Source organism: Microbacterium sp. JB110 (assembly GCF_003335195.1).
Classification (GTDB): Bacteria; Actinomycetota; Actinomycetes; order Actinomycetales; family Microbacteriaceae; genus Microbacterium.
In genome coordinates, this window is the sequence record NZ_QPGM01000001.1 from 281,157 (window position 1) to 302,961 (window position 21,805).

Annotated in this window: 20 protein-coding genes; 13 read left to right on the plus strand and 7 right to left on the minus strand. The window is 68.1% G+C overall.

Annotated features, from left to right (window positions below; genetic code table 11):
- Positions 1–100 precede the first annotated feature (100 nt).
- Complete coding sequence (locus tag CIK77_RS01325) at positions 101–973, minus strand: aldo/keto reductase family oxidoreductase (RefSeq protein ID WP_087055491.1); 873 nt, start codon at positions 971–973, stop codon at positions 101–103.
- 131 nt (positions 974–1,104) lie between these two features.
- Between CIK77_RS01325 and CIK77_RS01330 the strand changes: the two genes are divergently transcribed.
- Together CIK77_RS01330 and pdxT are read left to right on the plus strand one after the other, a co-directional pair.
- On the plus strand, positions 1,105–1,527 hold the full coding sequence (locus CIK77_RS01330; RefSeq protein ID WP_087055490.1) for a winged helix-turn-helix transcriptional regulator: 423 nt from the start codon (positions 1,105–1,107) through the stop codon (positions 1,525–1,527).
- 182 nt (positions 1,528–1,709) lie between these two features.
- Positions 1,710–2,294: a pyridoxal 5'-phosphate synthase glutaminase subunit PdxT gene (pdxT, locus tag CIK77_RS01335; RefSeq protein ID WP_087055489.1), complete on the plus strand. Its 585-nt coding sequence runs from the start codon at positions 1,710–1,712 to the stop codon at positions 2,292–2,294.
- Positions 2,295–2,298: 4 nt separating this feature from the next.
- Here pdxT and CIK77_RS01340 read toward each other — a convergent pair whose 3' ends face one another.
- On the minus strand, positions 2,299–3,249 hold the full coding sequence (locus CIK77_RS01340; RefSeq protein ID WP_087055488.1) for a DMT family transporter: 951 nt from the start codon (positions 3,247–3,249) through the stop codon (positions 2,299–2,301).
- On the opposite strand from CIK77_RS01340, the gene CIK77_RS01345 reads away from it, so the two are divergent.
- Positions 3,248–4,648: an aminotransferase-like domain-containing protein gene (locus tag CIK77_RS01345; RefSeq protein ID WP_087055487.1), complete on the plus strand. Its 1,401-nt coding sequence runs from the start codon at positions 3,248–3,250 to the stop codon at positions 4,646–4,648. The genes CIK77_RS01340 and CIK77_RS01345 overlap by 2 nt on opposite strands.
- Before the next feature lie 23 nt (positions 4,649–4,671).
- Here CIK77_RS01345 and pdxY read toward each other — a convergent pair whose 3' ends face one another.
- Entirely contained in the window at positions 4,672–5,523 is an 852-nt protein-coding gene (gene pdxY / locus CIK77_RS01350) for a pyridoxal kinase PdxY (RefSeq protein ID WP_087055486.1), read from the minus strand.
- Positions 5,524–5,548: 25 nt separating this feature from the next.
- Here pdxY and CIK77_RS01355 point away from each other — a divergent pair, with 25 nt between their 5' ends.
- The 3 genes from CIK77_RS01355 to ruvC all read left to right on the plus strand — a co-directional run bounded on the left by CIK77_RS01355 (position 5,549) and on the right by ruvC (position 8,227).
- Entirely contained in the window at positions 5,549–6,445 is an 897-nt protein-coding gene (locus CIK77_RS01355; RefSeq protein WP_087055485.1) for a L,D-transpeptidase, read from the plus strand.
- A 113-nt stretch (positions 6,446–6,558) separates the two neighbouring features.
- Entirely contained in the window at positions 6,559–7,326 is a 768-nt protein-coding gene (locus tag CIK77_RS01360; RefSeq protein WP_087055484.1) for a YebC/PmpR family DNA-binding transcriptional regulator, read from the plus strand.
- A 310-nt stretch (positions 7,327–7,636) separates the two neighbouring features.
- The gene (gene ruvC, locus CIK77_RS01365; protein WP_249268634.1) at positions 7,637–8,227 is read left to right on the plus strand and encodes a crossover junction endodeoxyribonuclease RuvC; all 591 of its coding nucleotides are present in this window, start codon (positions 7,637–7,639) and stop codon (positions 8,225–8,227) included.
- Positions 8,228–8,282: 55 nt separating this feature from the next.
- On the opposite strand, the gene CIK77_RS01370 is transcribed toward ruvC, so the two are convergent.
- Complete coding sequence (locus CIK77_RS01370; RefSeq protein WP_087055483.1) at positions 8,283–9,836, minus strand: BCCT family transporter; 1,554 nt, start codon at positions 9,834–9,836, stop codon at positions 8,283–8,285.
- A gap of 188 nt (positions 9,837–10,024) precedes the next feature.
- Between CIK77_RS01370 and ruvA the strand changes: the two genes are divergently transcribed.
- From ruvA to CIK77_RS01400, 6 genes are all read left to right on the plus strand, one after another.
- Positions 10,025–10,651 (plus strand): Holliday junction branch migration protein RuvA, encoded by a 627-nt coding sequence (gene ruvA, locus CIK77_RS01375; RefSeq protein WP_087055482.1) that lies wholly within the window; start codon positions 10,025–10,027, stop codon positions 10,649–10,651.
- Positions 10,652–10,695: 44 nt separating this feature from the next.
- Positions 10,696–11,724, plus strand: a complete 1,029-nt coding sequence (ruvB, locus tag CIK77_RS01380) for a Holliday junction branch migration DNA helicase RuvB (RefSeq protein ID WP_087055481.1) — start codon at positions 10,696–10,698, stop codon at positions 11,722–11,724.
- A gap of 98 nt (positions 11,725–11,822) precedes the next feature.
- Complete coding sequence (locus CIK77_RS01385; protein ID WP_170934176.1) at positions 11,823–12,236, plus strand: preprotein translocase subunit YajC; 414 nt, start codon at positions 11,823–11,825, stop codon at positions 12,234–12,236.
- A gap of 38 nt (positions 12,237–12,274) precedes the next feature.
- A complete protein-coding gene (gene secD / locus CIK77_RS01390) occupies positions 12,275–13,984 on the plus strand; it encodes a protein translocase subunit SecD (protein WP_087055479.1) in 1,710 nt (569 codons plus the stop codon).
- Complete coding sequence (gene secF / locus CIK77_RS01395) at positions 13,984–14,976, plus strand: protein translocase subunit SecF (RefSeq protein WP_087055478.1); 993 nt, start codon at positions 13,984–13,986, stop codon at positions 14,974–14,976. Before secD ends, secF begins: the two co-directional genes overlap by 1 nt.
- Positions 14,977–15,074: 98 nt before the next feature.
- Positions 15,075–17,309: a RelA/SpoT family protein gene (locus tag CIK77_RS01400; RefSeq protein ID WP_087055477.1), complete on the plus strand. Its 2,235-nt coding sequence runs from the start codon at positions 15,075–15,077 to the stop codon at positions 17,307–17,309.
- On the opposite strand, the gene CIK77_RS01405 is transcribed toward CIK77_RS01400, so the two are convergent.
- From CIK77_RS01405 to CIK77_RS01415, 3 genes are all read right to left on the minus strand, one after another.
- On the minus strand, positions 17,296–17,919 hold the full coding sequence (locus CIK77_RS01405; RefSeq protein ID WP_140403548.1) for an SAM-dependent methyltransferase: 624 nt from the start codon (positions 17,917–17,919) through the stop codon (positions 17,296–17,298). The two genes, CIK77_RS01400 and CIK77_RS01405, sit on opposite strands and share 14 nt — an antisense overlap.
- 95 nt (positions 17,920–18,014) lie before the next feature.
- Complete coding sequence (locus CIK77_RS01410) at positions 18,015–19,973, minus strand: DUF349 domain-containing protein (RefSeq protein ID WP_275543022.1); 1,959 nt, start codon at positions 19,971–19,973, stop codon at positions 18,015–18,017.
- 117 nt (positions 19,974–20,090) lie between these two features.
- The gene (locus CIK77_RS01415) at positions 20,091–20,363 is read right to left on the minus strand and encodes a hypothetical protein (protein WP_087055475.1); all 273 of its coding nucleotides are present in this window, start codon (positions 20,361–20,363) and stop codon (positions 20,091–20,093) included.
- Positions 20,364–20,465: 102 nt separating this feature from the next.
- Here CIK77_RS01415 and CIK77_RS01420 point away from each other — a divergent pair, with 102 nt between their 5' ends.
- Entirely contained in the window at positions 20,466–21,773 is a 1,308-nt protein-coding gene (locus CIK77_RS01420; RefSeq protein ID WP_087055736.1) for a replication-associated recombination protein A, read from the plus strand.
- Positions 21,774–21,805: the final 32 nt, after the last annotated feature.

Sequence of the window (21,805 nt, forward strand, 5' to 3'; positions counted from 1 at the left end):
CCGCTCGATTCCACGCTTCAGCCAGGACCGATGCCGTGGTCCGAGATACGCGCTCTCCCATGAGCAGCACGGATTGACGCAGCGTCCCGTGACCGCGTCCTCACGTGCCGATGCTGTTCAACTCGGCGACGTCCTCGTCGGACAGGCGGAGCGCCGCCACACCCGTGATGTTCTCGCGCAGGTGCGCCACCCTGGACGTGCCCGGAATCAGCAGGATGTTCTCGGAGCGCTGCAGCAGCCAGGCGAGAGCCACTGACATCGAGGTCGCCTCGAGACGTGCCGCCACCGATGACAGCGCCCCTGCCTGCAGCGGCGAGAAACCTCCGAGCGGGAAGAACGGGACATAGGCGATGCCGTCCGCAGCGAGCCGGTCGACGAGTTCGTCGTCGTCGCGATGGGCAAGGTTGTACATGTTCTGCACGCAGACCACCGGGGCGATCTTCTGTGCCTCGAAGGCCTGCTCGGCGCTCACATTGCTGACGCCCAGGTTCCTGATCAGGCCCTGCTGCTGGAGGTCGGCGAGGGTCTCAAAGGCCTCGGCGATCGAGCCGCGCTGCGGTCCCGTCGCGTCACCCATGCGCAGGTTCACCAAGTCCAGAGCGTCCGTTCCGAGGGATTCGAGGTTCTCATGCACCTGTCGACGCAGCGACTCGGGGTCGCGGGCCGTGGGCCAGCCGCCCTCGGCGTCGCGGCCGGCGCCGACCTTCGTCGCGATGAGCAGGCGCTCCGGATAGGGGTGCAGCGCTTCCCGGATCAACTGGTTCGTGATCCGAGGGCCGTAGGCGTCGCTGGTGTCGATGTGCGTGATGCCCTGCTCGACCGCTTCGCGAAGGACGGCGAGCGCTCCGTCACGGTCGTCTGGTGGGCCCATCGCCCACGGGCCGGCGAGCTGCATCGCTCCGTAACCGAAGCGGGTTGCCGTGCGGTCGCCTAGTTTCCAGGTTCCGCCGGGGAGCGGGGAGGCGATGTTCATAGATTGCCTTTCCTCGTCGAGGGTCAGCGATGGCACCTCAGCCACCGCGTGGTCCAGTCTTGAGAAGTTGCTCTACATTGGGAAGTACGCACCTGATAGTGCGTTACGTACTGGACGCGAAGGGGATTCTGATGGCGACAGTCAGCGCGGCCGAGAAGCGCGACCGGGCAAGGAACGCGTACAACGCGTTCTTGGCGGTGTGTCCGAGTCGTCAGCTCCTCGACAGGCTCTCCGACAAGTGGGTCGTCCTCGTCCTGTGCGGACTCGGGGGAGACGCCGGGGGCGGCGCTGCGCCTGCTGCTCTGCGATATTCGGAGCTCGCGCGCCTCATCGCCGGTGTGAGCCAGAAGATGCTCACTCAGACGTTGCGCTCCCTGGAGCGCGACGGCCTCGTCACTCGTGAGATCACGCCCACAGTGCCCGTCACCGTCCACTACGCGCTCACCGATCTCGGGCTCTCGCTCCACCAGACCATGCGGCAGCTTCGACTCTGGGCGCAGGAGAACATGGATGACGTTCAGAAGCGTCGCGCGGCGTACGACGCTGAAGCGTAGGCGGCTGGGGAGCGAAGCCGCGGATCGTCATCGATCGACACGTCTCTCGACGCAAGCGTGAGCGGACATACGCTTAGGCGTATGCACCGACACTCAACGCGAGGCCGCGCGAGTCCGCCTGCATCGTGCGACGGGTCCGACGCCGCCGACAGACCGAGCCCGCACTGTTCGGCCGATCTCAGATGGTGACGCCGCGCATCGGGGTGCTCGCGCTACAGGGGAATGTGCGCGAGCACATCGCGGTCCTCGAGGAGCTGGGGGCGCGCACAGCGCTGGTGCGCAGACCGGATGACCTGAGCGGGATCGACGGACTCGTACTGCCTGGCGGGGAGTCGTCGACGATCGACAAGCTGGCGCGGGCGTTCGACGTGCGCGCACCGATCGTCGAACGCATCCGCTGCGGTATGCCGGTGTTCGGAACGTGCGCAGGCATGATCCTGCTCGCCGACCGGCTGATCGACGGCATCTCCGGCCAGAAGACGTTCGGCGGCCTCGACGTCGCCGTCAGGCGCAATGCCTTCGGACGCCAGAATGAGTCGTTCGAAACCGATCTCGACGTGCCGGCGCTCGGCTCGGAGCTCGTGCATGCGACCTTCATCCGGGCCCCTGTGGTCGAGGAGACGGGGCCGGATGTCGCGGTGCTGGCGGAGGTCGACGGCCGGATCGTCGCGGTCGAGAGCGGACAGGTGATGGCGACGTCGTTCCATCCGGAAGAGGTGGGGGAGATGCGGTTCCACCGCCGGTTCCTCGACCGGGTCGGCGACTGACAGGTCAGCGTTCGGGCGGCGTCGGCGGTGCATGCCCACCTGACCGTGTGCGCACCGCGATCAGAGCGCATGCGACGACGGCCGCGCCGCCGAGGAGCGTGGCCAGCGTGATGCGCTCGTGCAGGAGCAGTGCGGCCCAGCAGATGCTCATCACCGGCTGCGCGAGCTGCACCTGGCTGACCTGCGAGATGGGCCCGATCGCGAGCCCGCGATACCACGCGAAGAACCCGAGGAACATGCTCACCGCGCACAGGTACGCGAAGGCCGCCCACTGCACCGGGGTGCCGCTCGGCGGCTGATCGACGACCGCGACGCCGGTGACGGCAGCCATGACGGGGGAGGCGACGACGAGCGCCCACGAGATCGTCTGCCAGGAGCCGAGCGTCCGCGAGAGCACTCCGCCCTCCGCGTACGCGACGGCACAGACCGCGACGGCGGCGAAGAGCAGCGCGTCGGAGCCGTGCAGCCGGCTGAGCCCGCCGCCCTGGATCGCGGCGAACGTCGCAGCTGCTGCCGCGCCGGCCGCGGCCGCAACCCAGAACGCGGGTCGAGGTCGCTCGCGGGTGCGGAGCACGGCCACGACCGCGGTGGCAGCCGGCAGCAGCGCGATGACGACGGCGCTGTGGGCAGCGGATGTCTGCGTGAGTGCGAACGATGTCAGCAGCGGGAAACCGGCGACCGCTCCCGCCGCGACGATCACGACGCTCACCCATTCCCGCCCGCGCGGCAACCGCTGGCGGGTGAGGATCAGTGCCAGTCCGGCCAGAGCCGCCGCGACGACGGCGCGCCCCGCGCCGACGAACAGCGGCGACATCCGGTCAGCCTCGACGGCGATGCGGGTGAGCGGCACGGTGAACGAGAAAGCAGCGACCCCCAGCAGTCCCCAGCCGAGGCCGCGCCGATTGTCGAGTATCGGGTTGCGCACAAGGAGAGTAGCGCTATTGTGATGAGTCATGAAACACGATAGCAGTGTTCGTATCGTCGACGACCTACGCGGATGGATCGCCTCCGCCGCGCCCGGTGCGAGACTGCCGTCGACACGCGACCTGGCCAGGCGGCATGCCGCGAGCCCCGTGACAGTGCAGCGCGCGCTGCGTTCTCTGGTGACGCTGGGACTGATCGAGACGCGCCCGGGCGCGGGAGCGTTCGTCCGATCGGTGAGGCGTGCGCACAGCCAGGACTTCGGATGGCAGACCGCGGCCCTCGGTTCGCCCGAGCGCGGGCTGCCCTCAGTGCTGGCGGCACAGCGCTCCTCATCGGCCGAGGTCATCGAGCTGAGCTCGGGGTACCCCGACAGCGAACTGCTGCCGGAACGGCTGGTCAGGTCGGCGCTCATCCGCGCCGCGCGCAGCGAGGCGGCAACAGTCCGCCAGTCGCCGGCAGGCATGCCGGAGCTCCGATCCTGGTTCGCCGCTGAACTGGGCGGGTCGGTGCCCACGGCGCTGGCGGCACCGAGCGCAAAGGACGTGATCATCACGCCGGGCAGCCAGATCGCTCTCGGGTCGCTGTTCCGCAGCATCGCGGGGCGGGGCGGCGTTCTGCTCATCGAGTCGCCGACGTACTGGGGTGCGATCCTGGCGGCCTCGCAGGCGGGCGTGACGCTGCACCCTGTGCCGTCGGGGCCGGAGGGGCCGGATCCGGATGCGCTCGACCGCGCCTTCGCCGAGACCGGCGCCCGTGGTCTCTACGCCCAACCGACCTTCGCGAACCCGACGGGCGCACAGTGGACGCCGTCACGGGCGAGCGCGGTGCTCGACGTCGTCCGCGCTCGGGGCGCATTCCTGATCGAGGACGACTGGGCGCACGACTTCGGAATCACATCCGAACCGTCGCCCATCGCCGCGCAGGACGACGCAGGACACGTCGTGTATGTGCGATCACTGACCAAGAGCGTCTCGCCCGCGATCCGGGTCGCCGCCGTCGTCGCCCGCGGCCCACTGCGCGAACGGGTGCTCGCCGACCTGCAGGCGCAGACGATGTACGTCAGCGGCGTGCTCCAGGCGGCCGCCCTGGACGTCGTGACGCAGCCGGCGTGGCGCACGCACCTGCGAGGGCTGCGCGATCAGCTGGCATCGCGGCGCGATCTGCTCATCGACGCCGTGCGCGCCCATCTGCCTGACGTGAGCATCGACCTGGTGCCGCCAGGCGGTCTGCACCTGTGGGTGAGGCTCGATGACGGCACCGATCTGCCCGAGCTGGTGCGCCGCTGCGAGGCGCGCGGAGTGATCATCGCCAGCGGTGACGACTGGTTCCCGGCTGAGTCGACGGCGCGATACCTCAGACTCGGCTTCGCCGGCCGCGACGCAGGGTCGTACGACGCCGCGGCGCGGATCATCGGCGAGTCCCTCGCGTGACGGTCGCGCCGGCTGACCGCGGTTCAGCGCAGGCGGCGGACCTCGAACTCCAGACGGGGATCAGCGTAGTGGTGCTGCGCTTCGACGAGACGCAGCTCCTTGGAACCGGCCGCATGCGTCTCCTCGAGCACGCCGAACACACTCGACGCCGTCCGTGAAAGAGCCTCGGAGGCCGAACCGGTGCGCACGTAGTGCGAGGTGAACAGCGCCGCAGTCACATCGCCGGATCCGTTCGCCTTCATCGGCAGGTGAGGCGTCGTCACAATCCATGCGCCATCGTCGTCGATCGCCATCATCTCGATGGTTCCCCCGTCGCGATCTGGGCGCTCGACGCTCGTGACGAGCACAGCGCGCGGGCCCATCGCCCGTGCGGCATCGGCGGATTCCAGAGTCGACTCGACCGTGTCGGGCTCGGTGCCGGTGAGATAGCCGAGCTCGAACTGGTTCGGGGTGATGATGTCGGCCACAGGCACGACCTTCTCGCGCAGGAGATCCGGAATCGCCGGCGCGACGAAGCATCCCGACTTCGCATTGCCCATCACCGGATCGCAGGCGTACACGGCGTTCGGATTCGCGGCCTTCACACGGCCGACAGCATCGATGATGACGTCGGCGATGCCCTCGGAGCCCTGGTAGCCGCTGAGCACGGCATCGAGCTCGTCGAACGCGCCGCGCTCCTCGACACCGGTGATCACGTCCGAGACGTCCTGCGGGTCCATCACCGGCCCGCGCCACGCGCCGTAACCGGTGTGGTTGGAGAAGTTCACCGTGTAGACGGGCAGCACCTCAACGCCGATGCGCTGCATCGGGAAGACGGCTGCGGAGTTGCCAGCATGGCCGTAGGCGACGGCGGACTGAATCGACAGAACCTTCATCCCTCGATCATGCCACTATTGACCTATGTCGAAGCGCGCTGTCGGGATCGCCGGGATCGTCGTGGCGGCATTGGTCGTGGTCGCGATGATTCCGCTCGCCGTCATCTGGGTGCGTGGGATCACCGCGCAGCCGTCAGCCGACCCGACGCCGACTCCGACTGTCACCGCTGACCCGACGCCGACGCCGACGCCGACGGGTCCTGCGCAGAACGGCGACAGCTACAGCGCCGACGACTACCCGGTCGTCGACGTTTTCATGATCAACGGCGATCTGCCCGTCGACGACGCACCGAATGAGCCCACCATCGGCGCCACCGCTGCTCCGGACGAGGTGGATGGCGCGCCAGTATTCGCCGACCCCGCGAAGGAACCCGTCGCCTGGCTGCCTCAGGAGCAGCGCTACGGCGGCACGGTGGTTCCCATCGTCGAACAGCACGACCACTGGGTGAAGGTGCTGCTGGTCGGGCGCCAGGCCCGCGCGGGCGACGGTGATGCGAGTCAGCTGACCGGATGGCTGCGCGCCGACGACGTGCAGATAGAGGAGCTCGACAGCAGTGTGGAGGTCGATCTCGGTGAGGGCACCGTCGACATCGTCACCGGCGCCGGCGATGACGCCGAGCGCGAGACGGTCGCGACCGACTTCGCCTGGGGAACGGAGGCGACGCCGACGCCGAAGGGGCGCTCGTTCGTGATGATGACCGAGGTGACCAGCTTCGAGTACGCACGGGGGCACCCGATCGTGTATCTGTCCGTGCAGTCGTCGACGCTTGCCGGCTTCGGCGGGCAGGACGTGGCGATCACCGCGTTCCACTACCACGACGTGCGCAGCGGAGCGATCTCGAACGGCTGCATCCGCGTCGACGCCGACGCGATCACGAAACTCGCGGCACTGCCGGAGGGCACACCGATCTACGTGTCCTGATGATCAGGACACGTCCGCTCCGGGCAGGGCGGCGCAACCTGCGTAAGATGGTCCGAGGCCCCAACGCGTGCGTCTACGGCGTGCGCTGCGGCCGTCAACGTACGAGGAGGCATATGTCCGGACACTCCAAGTGGGCGACCACGAAGCACAAGAAGGCGGCAATCGACGCCAAACGTGCCAAGTCGTTCGCCAAGCTGATCAAGAACATCGAGGTCGCGGCCCGCGCAGGCGGCGCCGACCTCGCAGGCAACCCGACGCTGTACGACGCTGTGCAGAAGGCGAAGAAGACGTCGGTGCCGAACGACAACATCGACCGCGCCCTCAAGCGCGGGGCCGGCATCGGCGGCGAGGCCGTCGAGTACACGACGATCATGTACGAGGCGTACGCGGCGGGCGGTGTCGCGATGCTCATCGAGTGTCTGACGGACAACAAGAACCGCGCCGCGAGCGAGGTGCGCACGATCGTGAGCCGCAACGGCGGCAACATGGCTGACCCCGGCAGCGTCTCGTTCAACTTCGAGCGCAAGGGCGTCATCGTCGCCAGTGCGGAAGGCACCTCAGAGGACGACGTCATGATGGCGGCCCTCGAGGCGGGGGCCGAAGAGGTCGAGGCGCACCCGAAGGGCTTCGAGATCATCTCTGAGGCGACCGACATGGTGGCCGTGCGCACGGCCCTCGTCGAGGCGGGCATCGACTACGAGTCGGCCGACGCCGAGTTCGTTGCGAACGTCAAGGTGCCGGCAGACGCTGACACGGCGAAGAAGGTGTTCAAGCTGATCGACGCGCTCGAGGACAGCGACGACGTGCAGAACATCTACACGAACATCGACATCTCGGAAGAGGTGCAGGCCGAGCTGTCCTCGGAGGACGAAGAGGACTGATCCTCGCGACCTGAGTGCCCCGTGGTCCGGATGACGGGCCACGGGGCACTCGTGTGCGGGGTGGCGTTCGAGGACGCGAGTGGTCGGCTGTGGGCATGGGCGTCCGGCCGACATTCCCTCGCGCGCTTCGCGCGCTCACGCCGAACCCGAAGGGGCCACGCCGTCGGAGGCTCCGCGCGACGCGCCAGCGTCGTGTGGAGGGACGGTGGGGAACAGCGTCCGGACGCCCATGCCCACAGCCTCACGCGTGAAGGTTCGGATCGGTTGCAGGGTGCAGGGGAGCGGGGGAAGTTCGGCGTAGCCTGGGGGTGTGGATGCGCTGCGGGTGATCGGGATCGATCCTGGGCTGACCCGATGCGGGGTCGGCGTGGTCGACGTGGCTCCGGATCGCACGGCGCGGCTCGTGCACGTGGGGGTCGTGCGGTCGCCGCTCGACGCCCCCGTGGCCGAGCGTCTGCGCGCGATCGGGGTCGGCATCCGGAGCGCGCTTGAGGAGTTCGACCCTGCAGTGCTCGCCGTGGAGCGGGTGTTCGCACAGCACAATCTGCAGACGGTGATGGGCACCGCGCAGGCCTCCGGCGTTGCGCTGATGCTCGCCGCGGAGCACGGCATTCCCGGCGCAATGCACACGCCGAGCGAGGTGAAGGCCGCGATCACCGGATACGGCAACGCCGACAAGCTGCAGGTTCAGAACATGGTCGCGCGCGTGCTGCGCCTCGACGCACCGCCCAAACCCGCTGACGCGGCCGACGCCGTAGCCATCGCGCTGTGCCACGCATGGCGCGGCGGGTCAGGTGCGGGCACCGGAATGGGAGCTGCCGCTGCGGGAGAGACGACGCCGGCACAACGGGCCTGGGCGGAGGCGGAGAAGCGAGCGCGCCGCTCGGGCGCACGCCGCTAGAGCACGCCGACGGACTCGCTCCACCACGAGGCGCGGACTCGACGGCGCGACCCGGCTACCGGCCGCGTGGCTGCTCCAGCGCCGCATCCGGCTCGTCCCTGGTGATCGGATGGGTCCCCGTGAATCGTTTGTCTGAGCGCAGCGACTTCACGAGTGATGCACCGAGCAGCGTGACGATCACGGTGAACGGCACGGCCGAGAGCATGGCGGCCTGCTGCAGCGCCTGCAGGCCGCCGAGGAGCAGCAGAACGATGGCGCAGACCCCGGTGAGCACGCCCCAGACCGCGAGGATGGGCCTGGTCGGCTTCAGCGAGCCGCGCGACGAGAGCAGGCTCAGCACGTACGTGTTCGAATCGGCGCCCGTGACGAAGTAGAGCACGATCAGGATCAGGGCGAGCGCCGACGTGATGGCGGGCAGCGGCAGCTCCCCGAGCACGGCGAAGAAGGTCACGTTGGTGTCCTTGAGCGTCGCCTCGCCGATGTTCGTGTCCTTGAACATGTCGAAGTTGATGGCGGTGCCGCCGAAGACCGTGAACCACAGAGAGAACACGACGGTCGGCACTCCCATCACGACCGCGACGAACTCCCGGATGGTGCGGCCCTTCGAGATCGCTGCGAGGAAGATGCCGACGAAGGCGCCCCAGCTCAGCCACCACGCCATCATGAAGTACGTCCAGAACTGCATCGACGCGAGGTCCTCCGGCGTCGACGGCGTCAGCAGGGCGATCATCGGGAAGTCGGACAGGAACTGCCCGAACGAGCGGAAGTACAGGTTCGATATGTAGCTCGTCGGGCCCATGATCAGCACGTAGACGCCGATGATCGCGGCGCCGATCATGGTGATCTGGCTGACCCACTTGATCCCGCGGCTGATGCCAGACAGCGCCGACAGCGTGAAGATCACCGTGATTCCGGCGATGATCACGACCTGCACGAACACGTCTGTGGAGATGCCGAAGAGGCTGTTCGCGCCCTCGGCGATCTGCGCGGCACCGAGGCCGAGCGACGTCGTCGTGCCGAACAGCGTCGCGAGCACCGTGAAGATGTCGACGGCTTTTCCGAGCGGTCCGTCCATCGATGCGCCGAGGATCGGCCGCAGCATCGGAGAGACGAGCCCTGAGTTGTGGCGGCGGTGCGTCGAGTACGCGATCGCGAGACCGAAGATGCCGAACAGCGCCCAGGCGTTCGGGCCCCAATCGAAGTACGAGAACTGCATCGCCGTGACCGCGGCTTCCGGTGTCTGCGCCTCCGCGAGGTCGTGCGGAGGCACCATGAAGTGCGACATCGGCTCTGCGGCGCCGTAGCTGATCAGGCCGACGCCCATCACGGCTCCCAGGATCATGGCGACCCACGCCCAGCGGCTGTACTCCGGGCGGTCATCGTCCTCGCCGAGCCGGACGCGGCCGAAGCGGCTGATGCCGAGATACAGCAGCAGCACGATGCAGCCGGACGTCACAGCGAGGTAGGCCCAGCCGATGTTCGCCGCCGACCAGTTGGACGCGGCTGTCATGACGCCGGAGAGGTTCTCCGGCCAGAGCGCCGCCCATGCGACGAATGCGACGATGAGGGTGATAGCGGCACAGAACACCGCTCCTGGACGTTGCTGCATGCGTTCTGCCTCTACTACGTGGAAGCTCGACGTGCAGCACTCCGGATCGTTTTCGTAAGTGCCGAGCGTAGCCCGCGGAGGGGAATCGCTCGACTTCTTCGGCGCGTCGCGGGGGTGGAGAGGTTCTCCGGTCCCGGTTGCCTGGGCGAAAGCGCTCCCATGTCGAGGGTGACCCATAGGCTTGGGTGATGATCTCATTCCTGCGCGGCTCCGTGCTGCACGCCGGTGCCGACTCGGTCGTCATCGACGTCTCCGGCGTCGGCTTCTCGGTCCTCGTCCCGCCGGACGTCGCACGTACGGCGCGGGAGGGGGAGGAGATCGCCCTGCACGCCTCGCTCATCGTGCGGGAGGACTCACTGACGCTGTTCGGGTTCGCAGAACGCACGGAGCTCGAGGTGTTCGGCATCCTGATCGGCATCTCCGGGGTCGGCCCGAAATCGGCCCTCGGCGTGCTGTCCACGCTCACCATCGACCGGATCGCCGAGGCGGTGCAGGCTGAGGACGACAAGCCGTTCCGCAAAGTCAGCGGCATCGGCCCGAAGACCGCCAAGATGATCGCACTGCAGCTGCAGGGGAAGCTCGACGGAATCGCTGCTGCTCCCGAGGCAGTGGCCCCGGTCGCCGCGACGGACACCGCCGTCGCCGACCAGGTCGTCCGGGCGTTGGCAGGTCTCGGCTGGCAGGAGCGCATCGCCGCTGACGCCGTCGCGCAGGTCGCCGGCAGCGCGAGCGAGGCCGACCGCGCCTCCGTGCAGGGGCTGCTGCGGCTCGCACTGGCGGCTCTCGGTCAGGCGAAGGGCGTGACGAATGGCTGAGAGTGCAGTGGCAGTGACGTCTCGCCGCACACGGGAGGCGGCCGATGTCTGACGGTGTGACGAGCCCTCAGCCGAACGACGATTCGGAACTGGCGATCGAGGGCGCGCTGCGCCCCGCCAGCCTCGACGAGTTCGTCGGGCAGCAGAAGGTGCGTGCACAGCTCCAGCTCCTGCTCGAGGCCGCGCGCATCCAGGACAGAGCCGCCGACCACATCCTTCTGGCCGGTCCTCCCGGCCTCGGCAAGACGACACTCGCGATGATCGTCGCGCACGAAGCCGGCGCGCCGCTGCGGATGTCCTCCGGCCCGGCGATCCAGCACGCGGGCGATCTTGCGGCGCTGCTGTCCAGCCTGCAGCCAGGCGAGGTGCTGTTCATCGACGAGATCCACCGGATGGCGCGCTCCGCCGAGGAGATGCTGTACCTCGCGATGGAGGACTACCGCATCGACATCATGGTGGGCAAGGGAGCCGGCGCCACCAGCATCCCGCTCGACCTGGCGCCGTTCACGCTGGTGGGTGCGACCACGCGCTCGGGGCTGCTGCCCAACCCGCTGCGCGACCGCTTCGGGTTCACCGCCCACCTCGAGTACTACGAGCCGGAGGAGCTCGAACGCGTGATCGGCCGCTCCGCCGACATGCTCGATGTCGGTCTCGGCGAGACCGAACGCGCCGAGATCGCGCAGCGCTCGCGCGGCACTCCTCGTATCGCGAATCGGCTGCTGCGCCGCGTGAGAGACTTCGCGCTCGTGCACCACGGCGGCGGCGCGCCGGCCATCGAAGACGTCAGAGCGGCCCTTGAGCTGTACGACGTGGATGCCATCGGCCTCGATCGGCTCGACCGTGCGGTGCTCGACGCGCTGGTGCGACGGTTCAGGGGCGGCCCGGTCGGGTTGGGCACGCTGGCTGTGGCGGTCGGCGAAGAAGCAGATACGGTGGAGAGCGTCGTCGAGCCGTACCTGGTGCGAATCGGCTTCATGGGGCGCACCCCTCGAGGGCGGGTCGCGACGCCTGAGGCGTACGACCACATAGGTGCCGTTCGTGCCCAGGAGGCCCTTAAATTCGATGAACTATAATTTCGGCAGACTTCGCGCCGTACCCATGGCGCATCTTCGCAACGGTGCCGATGACGGCACGCCATACCTCTGAAAGGCTCTGTTTTCCTATGGACCCGATGTCCCTCATGCTCTTCGTCGTCCTCGGCGTGCTTCTGGTCTTCATGATCTTCAACAGCCGGCGCCAGGCGAAGAAGCGACAGGAAGCGGCGGCCGAGCGCCAGGTGAAGATGGTGCCGGGTGTTCGCGTGATGTCGCGCGCCGGTCTGTACGGCACGATCGTCGAGTTCGACGCGGAGGACCTCACCAAGCCCGCGCGCATCGAGATCGCCGAAGGCGTGGTCGTCGACCTGCACGCGCACTCGATCGAGCTCGCGCCCGAGGAGAGCACCGACGACGAGACGGACGATGACGAGAACTCCGACGAGGACGCCGACAGCGACGTCGAGGTGGAGGCCACGGACGGTACGTATACGCTGAACGGCGAGGGCGTCGAGAAGCTGCCCGGCTCCGAAGACGAAGACAAGAAGTAACCTCCCCCACCTCCTCTCCGACCAGCGAAGGCCTATACGTGGCACCGACTACTCCCGTGCGCCGAGCGTGGCGCGCTCTGATCGGACTTCTCGTCCTCACCGCAGTTCTCGCCGGAGCCAATGCTTTCGGCGTGTGGGGGTTCAAAGAATCATCCTGGGTGCCGGAACTGGCACTCGATCTGCAGGGCGGCACCCAGATCATCCTCGAGGCGCAGACCGAAGGCGCCGACCCTTCATCCGAGCAGCTGCAGCAGGCGGTCGAGATCATCCGTCAGCGCGTCGACGCGTCTGGCGTGTCCGAGTCGTCGATCACCACGCAGGGCGGCCGCAACATCGTCGTCGAGATGCCGGGTGAGATCGACGACGAGACGCGCGAGCGCATCGAGTCGAGCGCCCAGCTCGAGCTGCGCGAGGTGATCGCCGGCCCCGGCAGCGGCACATCGTTCGTCGGCGAAGACGGCGAAGAGACGCCGTACCCGACGCCGGACGACAGCATGGCCAAGACGCCGACCGCCGAGCCGACCGCGCCGAACGACCCTGCACAGGTCTCAGAGCACCTCGCGGCACGCTTCAACGCGTTCGACTGCGCCGACCCCGACGTGAACGCGGCAGATGCGCCGGCGGATGAGCCGATCGTCGCGTGCGACCCGACGGGTCAGGCGAAGTACATTCTCGGCCCCGTCGACATCACCGGTGACGCGCTCACGGACGCCACCAGCGGCACGAGCCCGCAGAACGGCCGCTGGGAGGTCTACCTCCGCTTCGACGACGAGGGCACCGAGATCTTCGGCGACATCAGCAAGCGTCTGTACGCGCAGCAGGGTCAGGGCGCGCAGAACATGTTCGCGTTCGTGCTCGACGGCTCCGTCATCTCGGCACCGACCATGAACGCCGTCATCACAGATGGCCGTCCCAGCATCTCGGGCACGTTCGACGAGGACAGCGCCAAGACGCTCGCCGATCAGCTGAAGTTCGGTGCACTGCCGCTGAGCTTCGAGGTCGTCTCGAGCGACACCATCTCGGCGACTCTCGGTGAGCAGCAGCTGGAGATCGGAATGATCGCGGGCCTCATCGGCCTCGCGCTCGTCGCCCTCTATGCACTGGCGCAGTACCGGGTCCTGGGCACGGTGATCATCGCCTCTCTGTTGGTGATGGGCGTGTTGACGTACATCCTGCTCTGTCTGCTTTCGTGGCGACTCGGGTACCGGCTGTCACTTGCGGGGGTTGCGGGTCTGATCGTGACGATCGGATTCACCGCCGACTCGTTCATCGTGTACTTCGAACGCATCCGAGACGAGCTCCGCGACGGCAAATCGGTCACAGGGGCCGTCGAGGACGGCTGGAACCGTGCCAAGCGCACGATCTTCATCTCGAAGTCGATCAACGTGCTCGCCGCGGTCGTGCTGTACATCCTGGCCGATGCCACGGTGAAGGGCTTCGCATTCACGCTCGGCATCACGACGGCGCTCGACATCCTGATCTTCGTGATCTTCACCCATCCGGTCATGCAGCTGCTGTCCCGCACTGGCTTCTTCGGCGGCGGTCACAGGCTCTCGGGTCTGGATCCGACTGCTCTCGGCGCGGTCTACCGCGGCAGGGCGCAGTTCCGCAAGCCCGTCGCCTCCTCCGTCAGCGTGAAGAAGTCGCGCGGCGAGGCCGAGCGGCGCCAGACCATCGCTGAGCGAAAGCTCGCGGAAGCGGAGCCCGCCGTGCGAGGCGGTTCGACGGACAAAGGAGGCGACGCCTGATGCGCTCGATGAATCAGCTGGGTAACGACCTCTACACCGGCAAATCCTCGGTCCCGTTCGTCCGCAAGCGCCGCGTCTGGTTCATCATCGCGCTCGCGCTGGTCGCGGTGTCTGCGGCGATGCCGTTCCTGCGTGGTGTGGAGTGGTCGATCGAGTTCACCGGCGGCTCGCAGTTCACGATCTCGAACCCGTCGACGACCGACCAGCTGGTCGGATCGGACACCGTCTCCGACACGATCCCCGGCACCATCGCAACGGTCACGACGATCGGCGGCAGCGACATCCGGGTGCAGACCTCGGAACTCGACGATGCGCAGACGCAGGACGTGACGAAGGCCCTCGCCGAGGCATACGGCGTCGAGACCAGCGCGGTGACGTCGTCGTTCATCGGACCGTCGTGGGGCGAAGAGGTCACCAAGCAGTCGCTGTGGGGTCTGGCGATCTTCCTCGCGCTGACGTTCGTCATCCTGATGGTCTACTTCCGCACGTGGAAGATGTCGGTCGCCGCGATCATCGGCCTGGTCGACGTGCTCATCATCACGATCGGCGTGTATTCGCTCTCCGGATTCGAGATCTCGCCCGCGGCGGTGATCGGATTCCTCACGATTCTGGCGTACTCGCTGTACGACACCACGGTCGTGTTCGACAAGATCCGCGAGAACACTGACGAGGACGGCGAGAACTCCGATCGCACGTTCGGCGAATCGGTCAACCTCGGCGTCAACCAGACGCTGGTGCGCTCGATCAACACCTCGGTCGTCGCCGCTCTTCCCGTCGCCGCGATCCTGTTCATCGGCGCCCTGTGGCTCGGTGCTGACACGCTCAGCGACATCTCACTGGCGATCTTCGTCGGCATCCTGGTTGCCACGTACTCGACGCTGTTCGTCGCGGCCCCGCTGTACTCGCTGCTGCGGGAGCGCGAGTCCGCGATCCGGCAGCGCGACGCACGAACGCTGGAGGACCGTTCGCGCGACACCCGCGTCGCGAGCTGAGGCGGTGCGATGACGAGGGGCGTGCCCGATCCGAGCGGTCGGGCACGCCCCTCGTCTCGGCGTAGGATGAACGGAATGGGAACACGGGGAGGCGCCGAATGACCGATACGGCCTCGAGTCCGAGCCTGCGCCGCCTGGTGCCGCGCATCTTCTCCCGCGCTCCCCGCCACGCCGACGTCGCCAAGCTCGTCGCCATCGCACGCCAGAACCACCCCAGGGGCGACTTCGCGATCATCGAGAAGGCGTACTCCGTCGCGGAGGAGAAGCACCGGGGACAGAAGCGGCAGAGCGGCGAACCGTACATCACCCACCCCCTCGCGGTGGCGGAGATCCTGGCGGGCCTCGGCCTCGGTCCCCGCGCCATCTCCGCCGCACTGCTGCACGACACCGTCGAAGACACCGGCTATCCGCTCGAAGAGCTGCGCGAGACCTTCGGCGATGAGGTGGCGCTGCTCGTTGACGGCGTGACCAAGCTCGACAAGGTCAAGTACGGCGACAGCACTCAGGCCGAGACGGTCCGCAAGATGATCGTCGCGATGAGCAAGGACATCCGGGTCCTCGTCATCAAACTCGCCGACCGCCTGCACAACGCGCGCACGTGGGGATTCGTGCCGCCGGAGAAGGCGAAGAAGAAGGCCACAGAGACGCTCGAGATCTATGCGCCGCTGGCGCATAGGCTCGGCATTCAGGCGATCAAGAGCGAGCTGGAGGACCTCTCGTTCGCGGTGCTGTACCCGAAGATCTACAACGAGATCGACGCACTCGTGAAGCAGCGCACGCCGAAGCGCGAGGAGTACGTGCGCCGGGTCATCGACGACGTATCGATCGACCTGCAGCAGCTGCGCATCCGGGGCTCCGTCGGCGGCAGGCCGAAGCAGCTGTACTCCGTCTACCAGAAGATGGTGGTGCGCGGTCGCGACTTCGACGACATCTACGACCTGATCGGCATCAGGGTGCTCGTGCAGACCGTGCGCGACTGCTATGCGATCCTCGGTGCGATCCACGCGCGCTGGACGCCGCTGCCCGGCCGATTCAAGGACTACATCGCCACACCGAAGTTCAACCTCTACCGCTCGCTGCATACGACAGTGATCGGCCCCGGCGGTCGCACGGTCGAGATCCAGATCCGTACGGAGGAGATGCACCAGCAGGCCGAGTTCGGCGTGGCTGCGCACTGGAAGTACAAGGAGCGGATGAACGCCACAGGAGGCAAGCTCGACGAGCGCGCCTCGGGCCAGGACATGGCATGGCTCGCCCGGATCTCCGACTGGCAGGCGGAGACGAAGGATCCGGGAGAGTTCCTCGACTCGCTGCGATTCGAGATCGGTGCGAAGGAGGTCTACGTCTTCACGCCGAAGGGGCGCGTGATCGGGCTTCCTGCCGGCGCCACCACCGTCGACTTCGCCTACGCGGTGCACACCGAGATCGGCCACCGCACCATGGGTGCGAAGGTGAACGGACGCCTCGTGCCGCTGGAGACGGAGCTGCGTTCCGGCGACGTCGTCGAGGTGTTCACCTCGAAGAACCCGGATGCCGGGCCGAGCCAGGACTGGCTGGGCTTCGTCAAGAGCACCCGTGCGCGCAACAAGATCCGCGGCTGGTTCACCAAGGAGCGCCGCGACGAGGCGATCGAACAGGGCAAGGATTCGCTGCTGCGCGCGATGCGGCGCCATCACCTTCCGCTGAAACGGTTGAAGGATTCGCTCGGAGAGACGGCGCATCTGCTGCACTACGACGACGTCTCCGCGCTCTACGCCGCCGTCGGCGAGGGGCACGTGTCGACGCAGTCGGTGCTCGAGAAGGTGGGAGGGCTGCTCGAGACGAGCGAGCCGGCCACCGGCCCGATCGATCTGCCCGCCACGCGGCGGCCCTCGAGCGGGAACGATTCGGGCGTGCTCGTGCGCGGCGACGCGGACATCCTCGTCAAGCTCGCCAAGTGCTGCACCCCGGTGCCAGGCGACGCGATCGTGGGCTTCATCACGCGCGGCTCCGGTGTGAGCGTGCACCGGGTGGACTGCACGAACGTGAAGGCGCTGAAGCAGGACTCTGAGCGGCTCATCGAGGTCGAGTGGGGCGAGTCGGAACGCAGCGTCTTCCAGGTGCACATCCAGGTCGAAGCGCTCGACAGGGCCGCTCTCATCGCCGATATCACTCGCGTGCTCAGTGAGCATCACGTCAACATCCTCTCCGCCAGCGTCACGACCACGCGCGAGCGACTGGCCATCAGCCGGTACGTGTTCGAGATGGGCAACTCGGTGCATCTCGACAGGGTGTTCAATGCCGTGCGACGCATCGACGGCGTCTACGACGTGTACCGGGTCACCTCGGCGTAGAGCGCCGACGGTGCCGACGCGCTTCCGGGACCGCAGCGGCATCGTCGCTGAGGGAGCGCAGGAGCCCCATCGCGTCGCGCTTGTGCGGCGTGAGATGCGCGTCGAGCCAGGCGAGGGCGTCAGCGAGCGTATCGGTGTCGGACGCGAGGGCTGCGATGGCCCGGCGCAGCGACGGGCCCGCTGAGTGGGCCGACAACCGCCGCGGCCCGTCGTCGCGGACGGCAGCAGAAGCCAATGCGAGATCGGCGAGCGTGCATGCCATGGTCAGCACGGCGATGTCGTCCACATCGACCGTATCGCCGGGGTCGGCAGGCCGATCGCGCACCCGCAGCCCCGGCTTGCGGCGATGATCCCGGTGCGCGCTCAGCGGCTGCGCGACGTGCACGATCGGCTCGGAGTCAATGGCGCCGTGCACCCACGCCGCGCTCATCCCCACCGCGACGAGGTCCGTGCGGAACGTATCGCGCAGCGTCGCCGCACGAAGAGCCGGCGCGTCGACGGCGTCCGCCGGCATATATCCGCCGCCGAGTTCGAACACGTCGCCATCGAGGCGCGCGGCGCAGAGCTCCGTAGGACTGAGCCGTTCCATCCGGATGAGGGGACTGGTCACGACTCCAGACTCGTGCGTCCTTGTCGGATGCGGAACCCCTGTGGAAAGAAGTCGCCCCCGGCACGCGGCCGGGGGCGACTGTGGAGGAGAAGGCGTCAGCCGATCGCGCGCAGCCAAGCGCGCCGTGCCTCGAGCGCCTCGCGCGCCTTATCGATCCTGCGCTTGTCGCCTGTTGCCTCAGCGGCGGAGAGGTCTGCTTCGAGCGCGGCGATCGCCTCCTCCAACTGCTGCGACATGTCGTTCGCACGCGCCCTGGTGCGGGGGTCGTTCTTCTTCCAGTCGACCTCTTCACGACGCTTCAGGTCCTGCTCGATCTGGCGCATCTTGCCGTCGAGAGCGCGTTCCGCTTCGCGCGGGAAGATACGGCCGACCTCCTCCCAGCGATCCTGGATGTTCGTCAGCAACTTGCGCGCCTTGACCAGGTCCTTCTCGTCGGCGACTGCTGCCGCCTCGAGCAGCAGCTCCTCGCGAGCGGCGATGCGCGGCTGCGACTCCGCCTGCTCTGCGGCATCGCGCTCGGCGCGGGCGCCGTACAGCAGATCGCCTGCCGCTTTGAACCGTGCCCACAGCGAGTCATCGGTCTTGCGGCCCGCGCGGCCAGCGGCCTTCCACTCGTCGAGGAGCGCGCGGTAGGAGGGAATGCCCTGTTCGCCCTGCGGCGCGAGTGCCTCTGCCCGCTCCACGATGCGCGCCTTGCGGTCGCGAGCGGTCTTGTGCTGCTCGTCGAGCTGCGCGAAGAACGCGCGGCGGTTGCGTTCGAAGGTCGCGCGGGAATCGCGGAACCGCTTCCAGAGCGCCTGAGCCACAGACTTCGGCAGGCGCGGGCCGGTCTTCTGGTGGTTCTGCCAGTCCGCGAAGATCGCGTCGAGCTCGGCCGATGCCTGCTTCCACTGCACCTGCTTCGGGTCGCGAGCCGCGAGCTCCTCGACCTTCACGACGATGGACTCGCGCTCGGCGATGGCGGCGTCGAGCGCGGCGCGGTTGGCCGCTGCCTCCTCCTCGCTCGCCTCTGCGAGCGCATCGGTGAGGGCGTCGAGCCGGCCGGCGAGACCGACGAGATCACCGACGGCCGCGGCACCGACGACCTCGCCCTTCAGCGCGGCAGCCTGTCTGCGCAGGTCGGAGGCGGATGCACCACCGGTCGCGTGACGCTGCTCCAGCGTGACGACGCGGACCTCGAGGTCGTTGAACTTGCGCGCGAAGTAGGCCAGCGCCTCTTCCGGCGTGCCATCGGGATATTCGCCGACGACGCGCCAGTCGTCGCCCTCGTGCACGGCGACGGTGCCATCGGGCTCGATACGGCCCCACCGCTCCGCCTCGGCGGAAGACGTCGTCGGCACGACGGGCGCTGCCGGAGTGACAGGCGCGTTGGAGTGAGGGACCGCCGCCGGGGTGGGGCGGGGCATGGGCCGCGGCTTCGGCACCGCGGCGGGCGTCGGAACCGGTGCGGCAGGAGCTGACTCCGGCGCGTCGGTCGGAGCCGCGGACTCTTCTGCGGCAGTCGGCGTCGCGGCGGCTGCCTCGCCGGCGGTGGCCGGAGCCGCCTCGCCGTGCGTCGTCTCTGCGGTCTCGGCGGCCGGGGCCGATGCTTCGCCGGCTCCTGCTGCAGCGGGTGACGCGTCAACGGGGGCCGTCTCCTCTGTGGCCGACTCATCCGGCGCGCTCTGCGCGATCTCGGATGCCGAAGCCGGTGCCTCCGTGTCAGGAGCCGAGGTCACGGCCGACTCCGTCTCGGGGGCCGGCTGCTCGGGTGCGTCGGCGGTGGCGGTCTCCTCGGCTGGCGAATCACCTGGTGCGCCGTGCGCGTTCTCGGTTGCCTGGGCCTCTTCGGGTTCCGCTGCGGTGCTCGGCTCCTCGGGGGCGGCCTGCGTCGCATCCGTGCCGTCCGTCGGCGCTTCCGCCGCGGGAGCTGTCGCCTCTGCGTCGGTCGGCGTCGCGTTCTGGCCGGTATCGGGAGCGGTCGTCTCCGCGGCGGGCTGCGGCGTCTCGATCGGCGTCGCGTCCGTGTGCTCCGGCGCGGTGCTGTCGTCGTTGGTGTGGTCGGGGGTGCTCACTGTGGGGCTCCTTGGGCGGCGAACCGCAGAAAGGACGAGGGACGGGCCCAGCCTACGGGATTCGCGTGCGGAAATGTCTGCCGGATGCCTGCTCCGGTGCGGGGCAGGCGGGTCGGCTCACTCGTCGAGCGGCAGCGGTGCGGGCTCCTGAGAGGGCACGTCCGTCGTGGATGTCGGGGAGGGCTCGAGCTCCGCCACGCCCGGCCCCGCGCCGTAGTAGGCGATCTGTGCGCCGATCGCTGCTGCGAGCACGATGGCCCCGGCAACCGAGACGACGACGTTGTCGCGCTTCTTGCGTCGCTGCTGCTGCTCATGCATCGACGTACGGGCGATGTACCGCTGGGCGCGTTCGCGCTCCTCGCGCTGTGTCTTCGACTTGCCGTGTGCCACGGGACGAGCCTACCGTCACGTCTCGATGTCCGATGCCCCGCGTAGGCTGGGGGAGTGACGAATACCGCACTTTTCACGGGCCAGACGCCCCTCGCCGTGCGGATGCGTCCGGTGTCTCTCGACGAAGTGGCCGGGCAGGCGCATCTGCTGAAGCCTGGGTCGCCGATCGTGGCGCTCGCAGACCCCGCTGCGACGAAGCCCGGAACGGTCTCCGTGATCCTGTGGGGGCCTCCCGGCACGGGGAAGACGACGCTCGCGCAGGCGATCGCCCGCTCATCCGGTCGTCGATTCGTCGAGCTCTCGGCGATCACCGCAGGGGTGAAGGACGTGCGAGAGGTGATGAAGGAAGCGCTCGATCAGCGCGACCTGTACGGCCAATCGACGATCCTGTTCCTCGACGAGATCCACCGCTTCACCAAGGCCCAGCAGGACGCACTGCTGCCTGGTGTTGAGAACGGATGGGTCATCCTCATCGCGGCGACGACAGAGAATCCATCGTTCTCCGTGATTTCTCCGCTGTTGTCGCGTTCGCTGCTGCTCACCCTCAGACCGCTCACCGACGACGATCTCGGAGCGCTCATCGACCGTGCGCTCACGGATGCACGGGGGCTGCAGGGGCAGGTCGAGCTGGCGCCGGAGGCACGGGCGGGTCTGATCCAGCTGGCCAGCGGAGACGCCCGTCGGGCGCTGACCGCGCTCGAGGCGGCGGCGGGCGTCAGCGTGTCCGAGCGCGCCGAGGCGGGAGAGACTCCGGACGGCGAGGGCGCGCCGGTCGCACGAGTGACGGAGGGCCATGTCGAACAGGCGGTCGACAGGGCGCTGCTGCGCTACGACCGTCAGGGCGACGAGCACTACGACGTCATCAGTGCGTTCATCAAATCGATCCGCGGCTCAGATCCGGATGCCGCCGTGCACTACTTGGCGCGGATGATCGAAGCAGGGGAGGACGCTCGCTTCATCGCGCGTCGCCTCGTGGTGCACGCGGCGGAAGACATCGGTCTCGCCGATCCGCGTGCGCTGCAGATCGCGTCCGCTGCTGCCGATGCCGTGGCATTCATCGGCATGCCGGAGGGGCGCCTCCCGCTTGCAGAGGCGACCATCTACCTCGCCACGGCCCCGAAGTCGCCCGCGACGATCAACGCGATCGATCAGGCTCTCGCTGATGTCCGCGCCGGGAAGATGGGGCCCGTTCCGCTCCACCTGCGCGATGCGCACTACGCAGGAGCGAAGCGGCTCGGGCACGGCAAGGGGTACGCATACCCGCACGACAGCGACATCGGCGTCGTGACGCAGCAGTACCTTCCGGATGTGCTGCGCGGCCGCCGCTACTACGAACCGCGACCGCTGGGCGGCGAGCGCGAGATCGGCGAGCGACTGGAGAAGATCCGGCGCATCATCGGCGGCGCCTGAGGCTCGGCATCCTCGCGTGTGCGCGGAGTCTC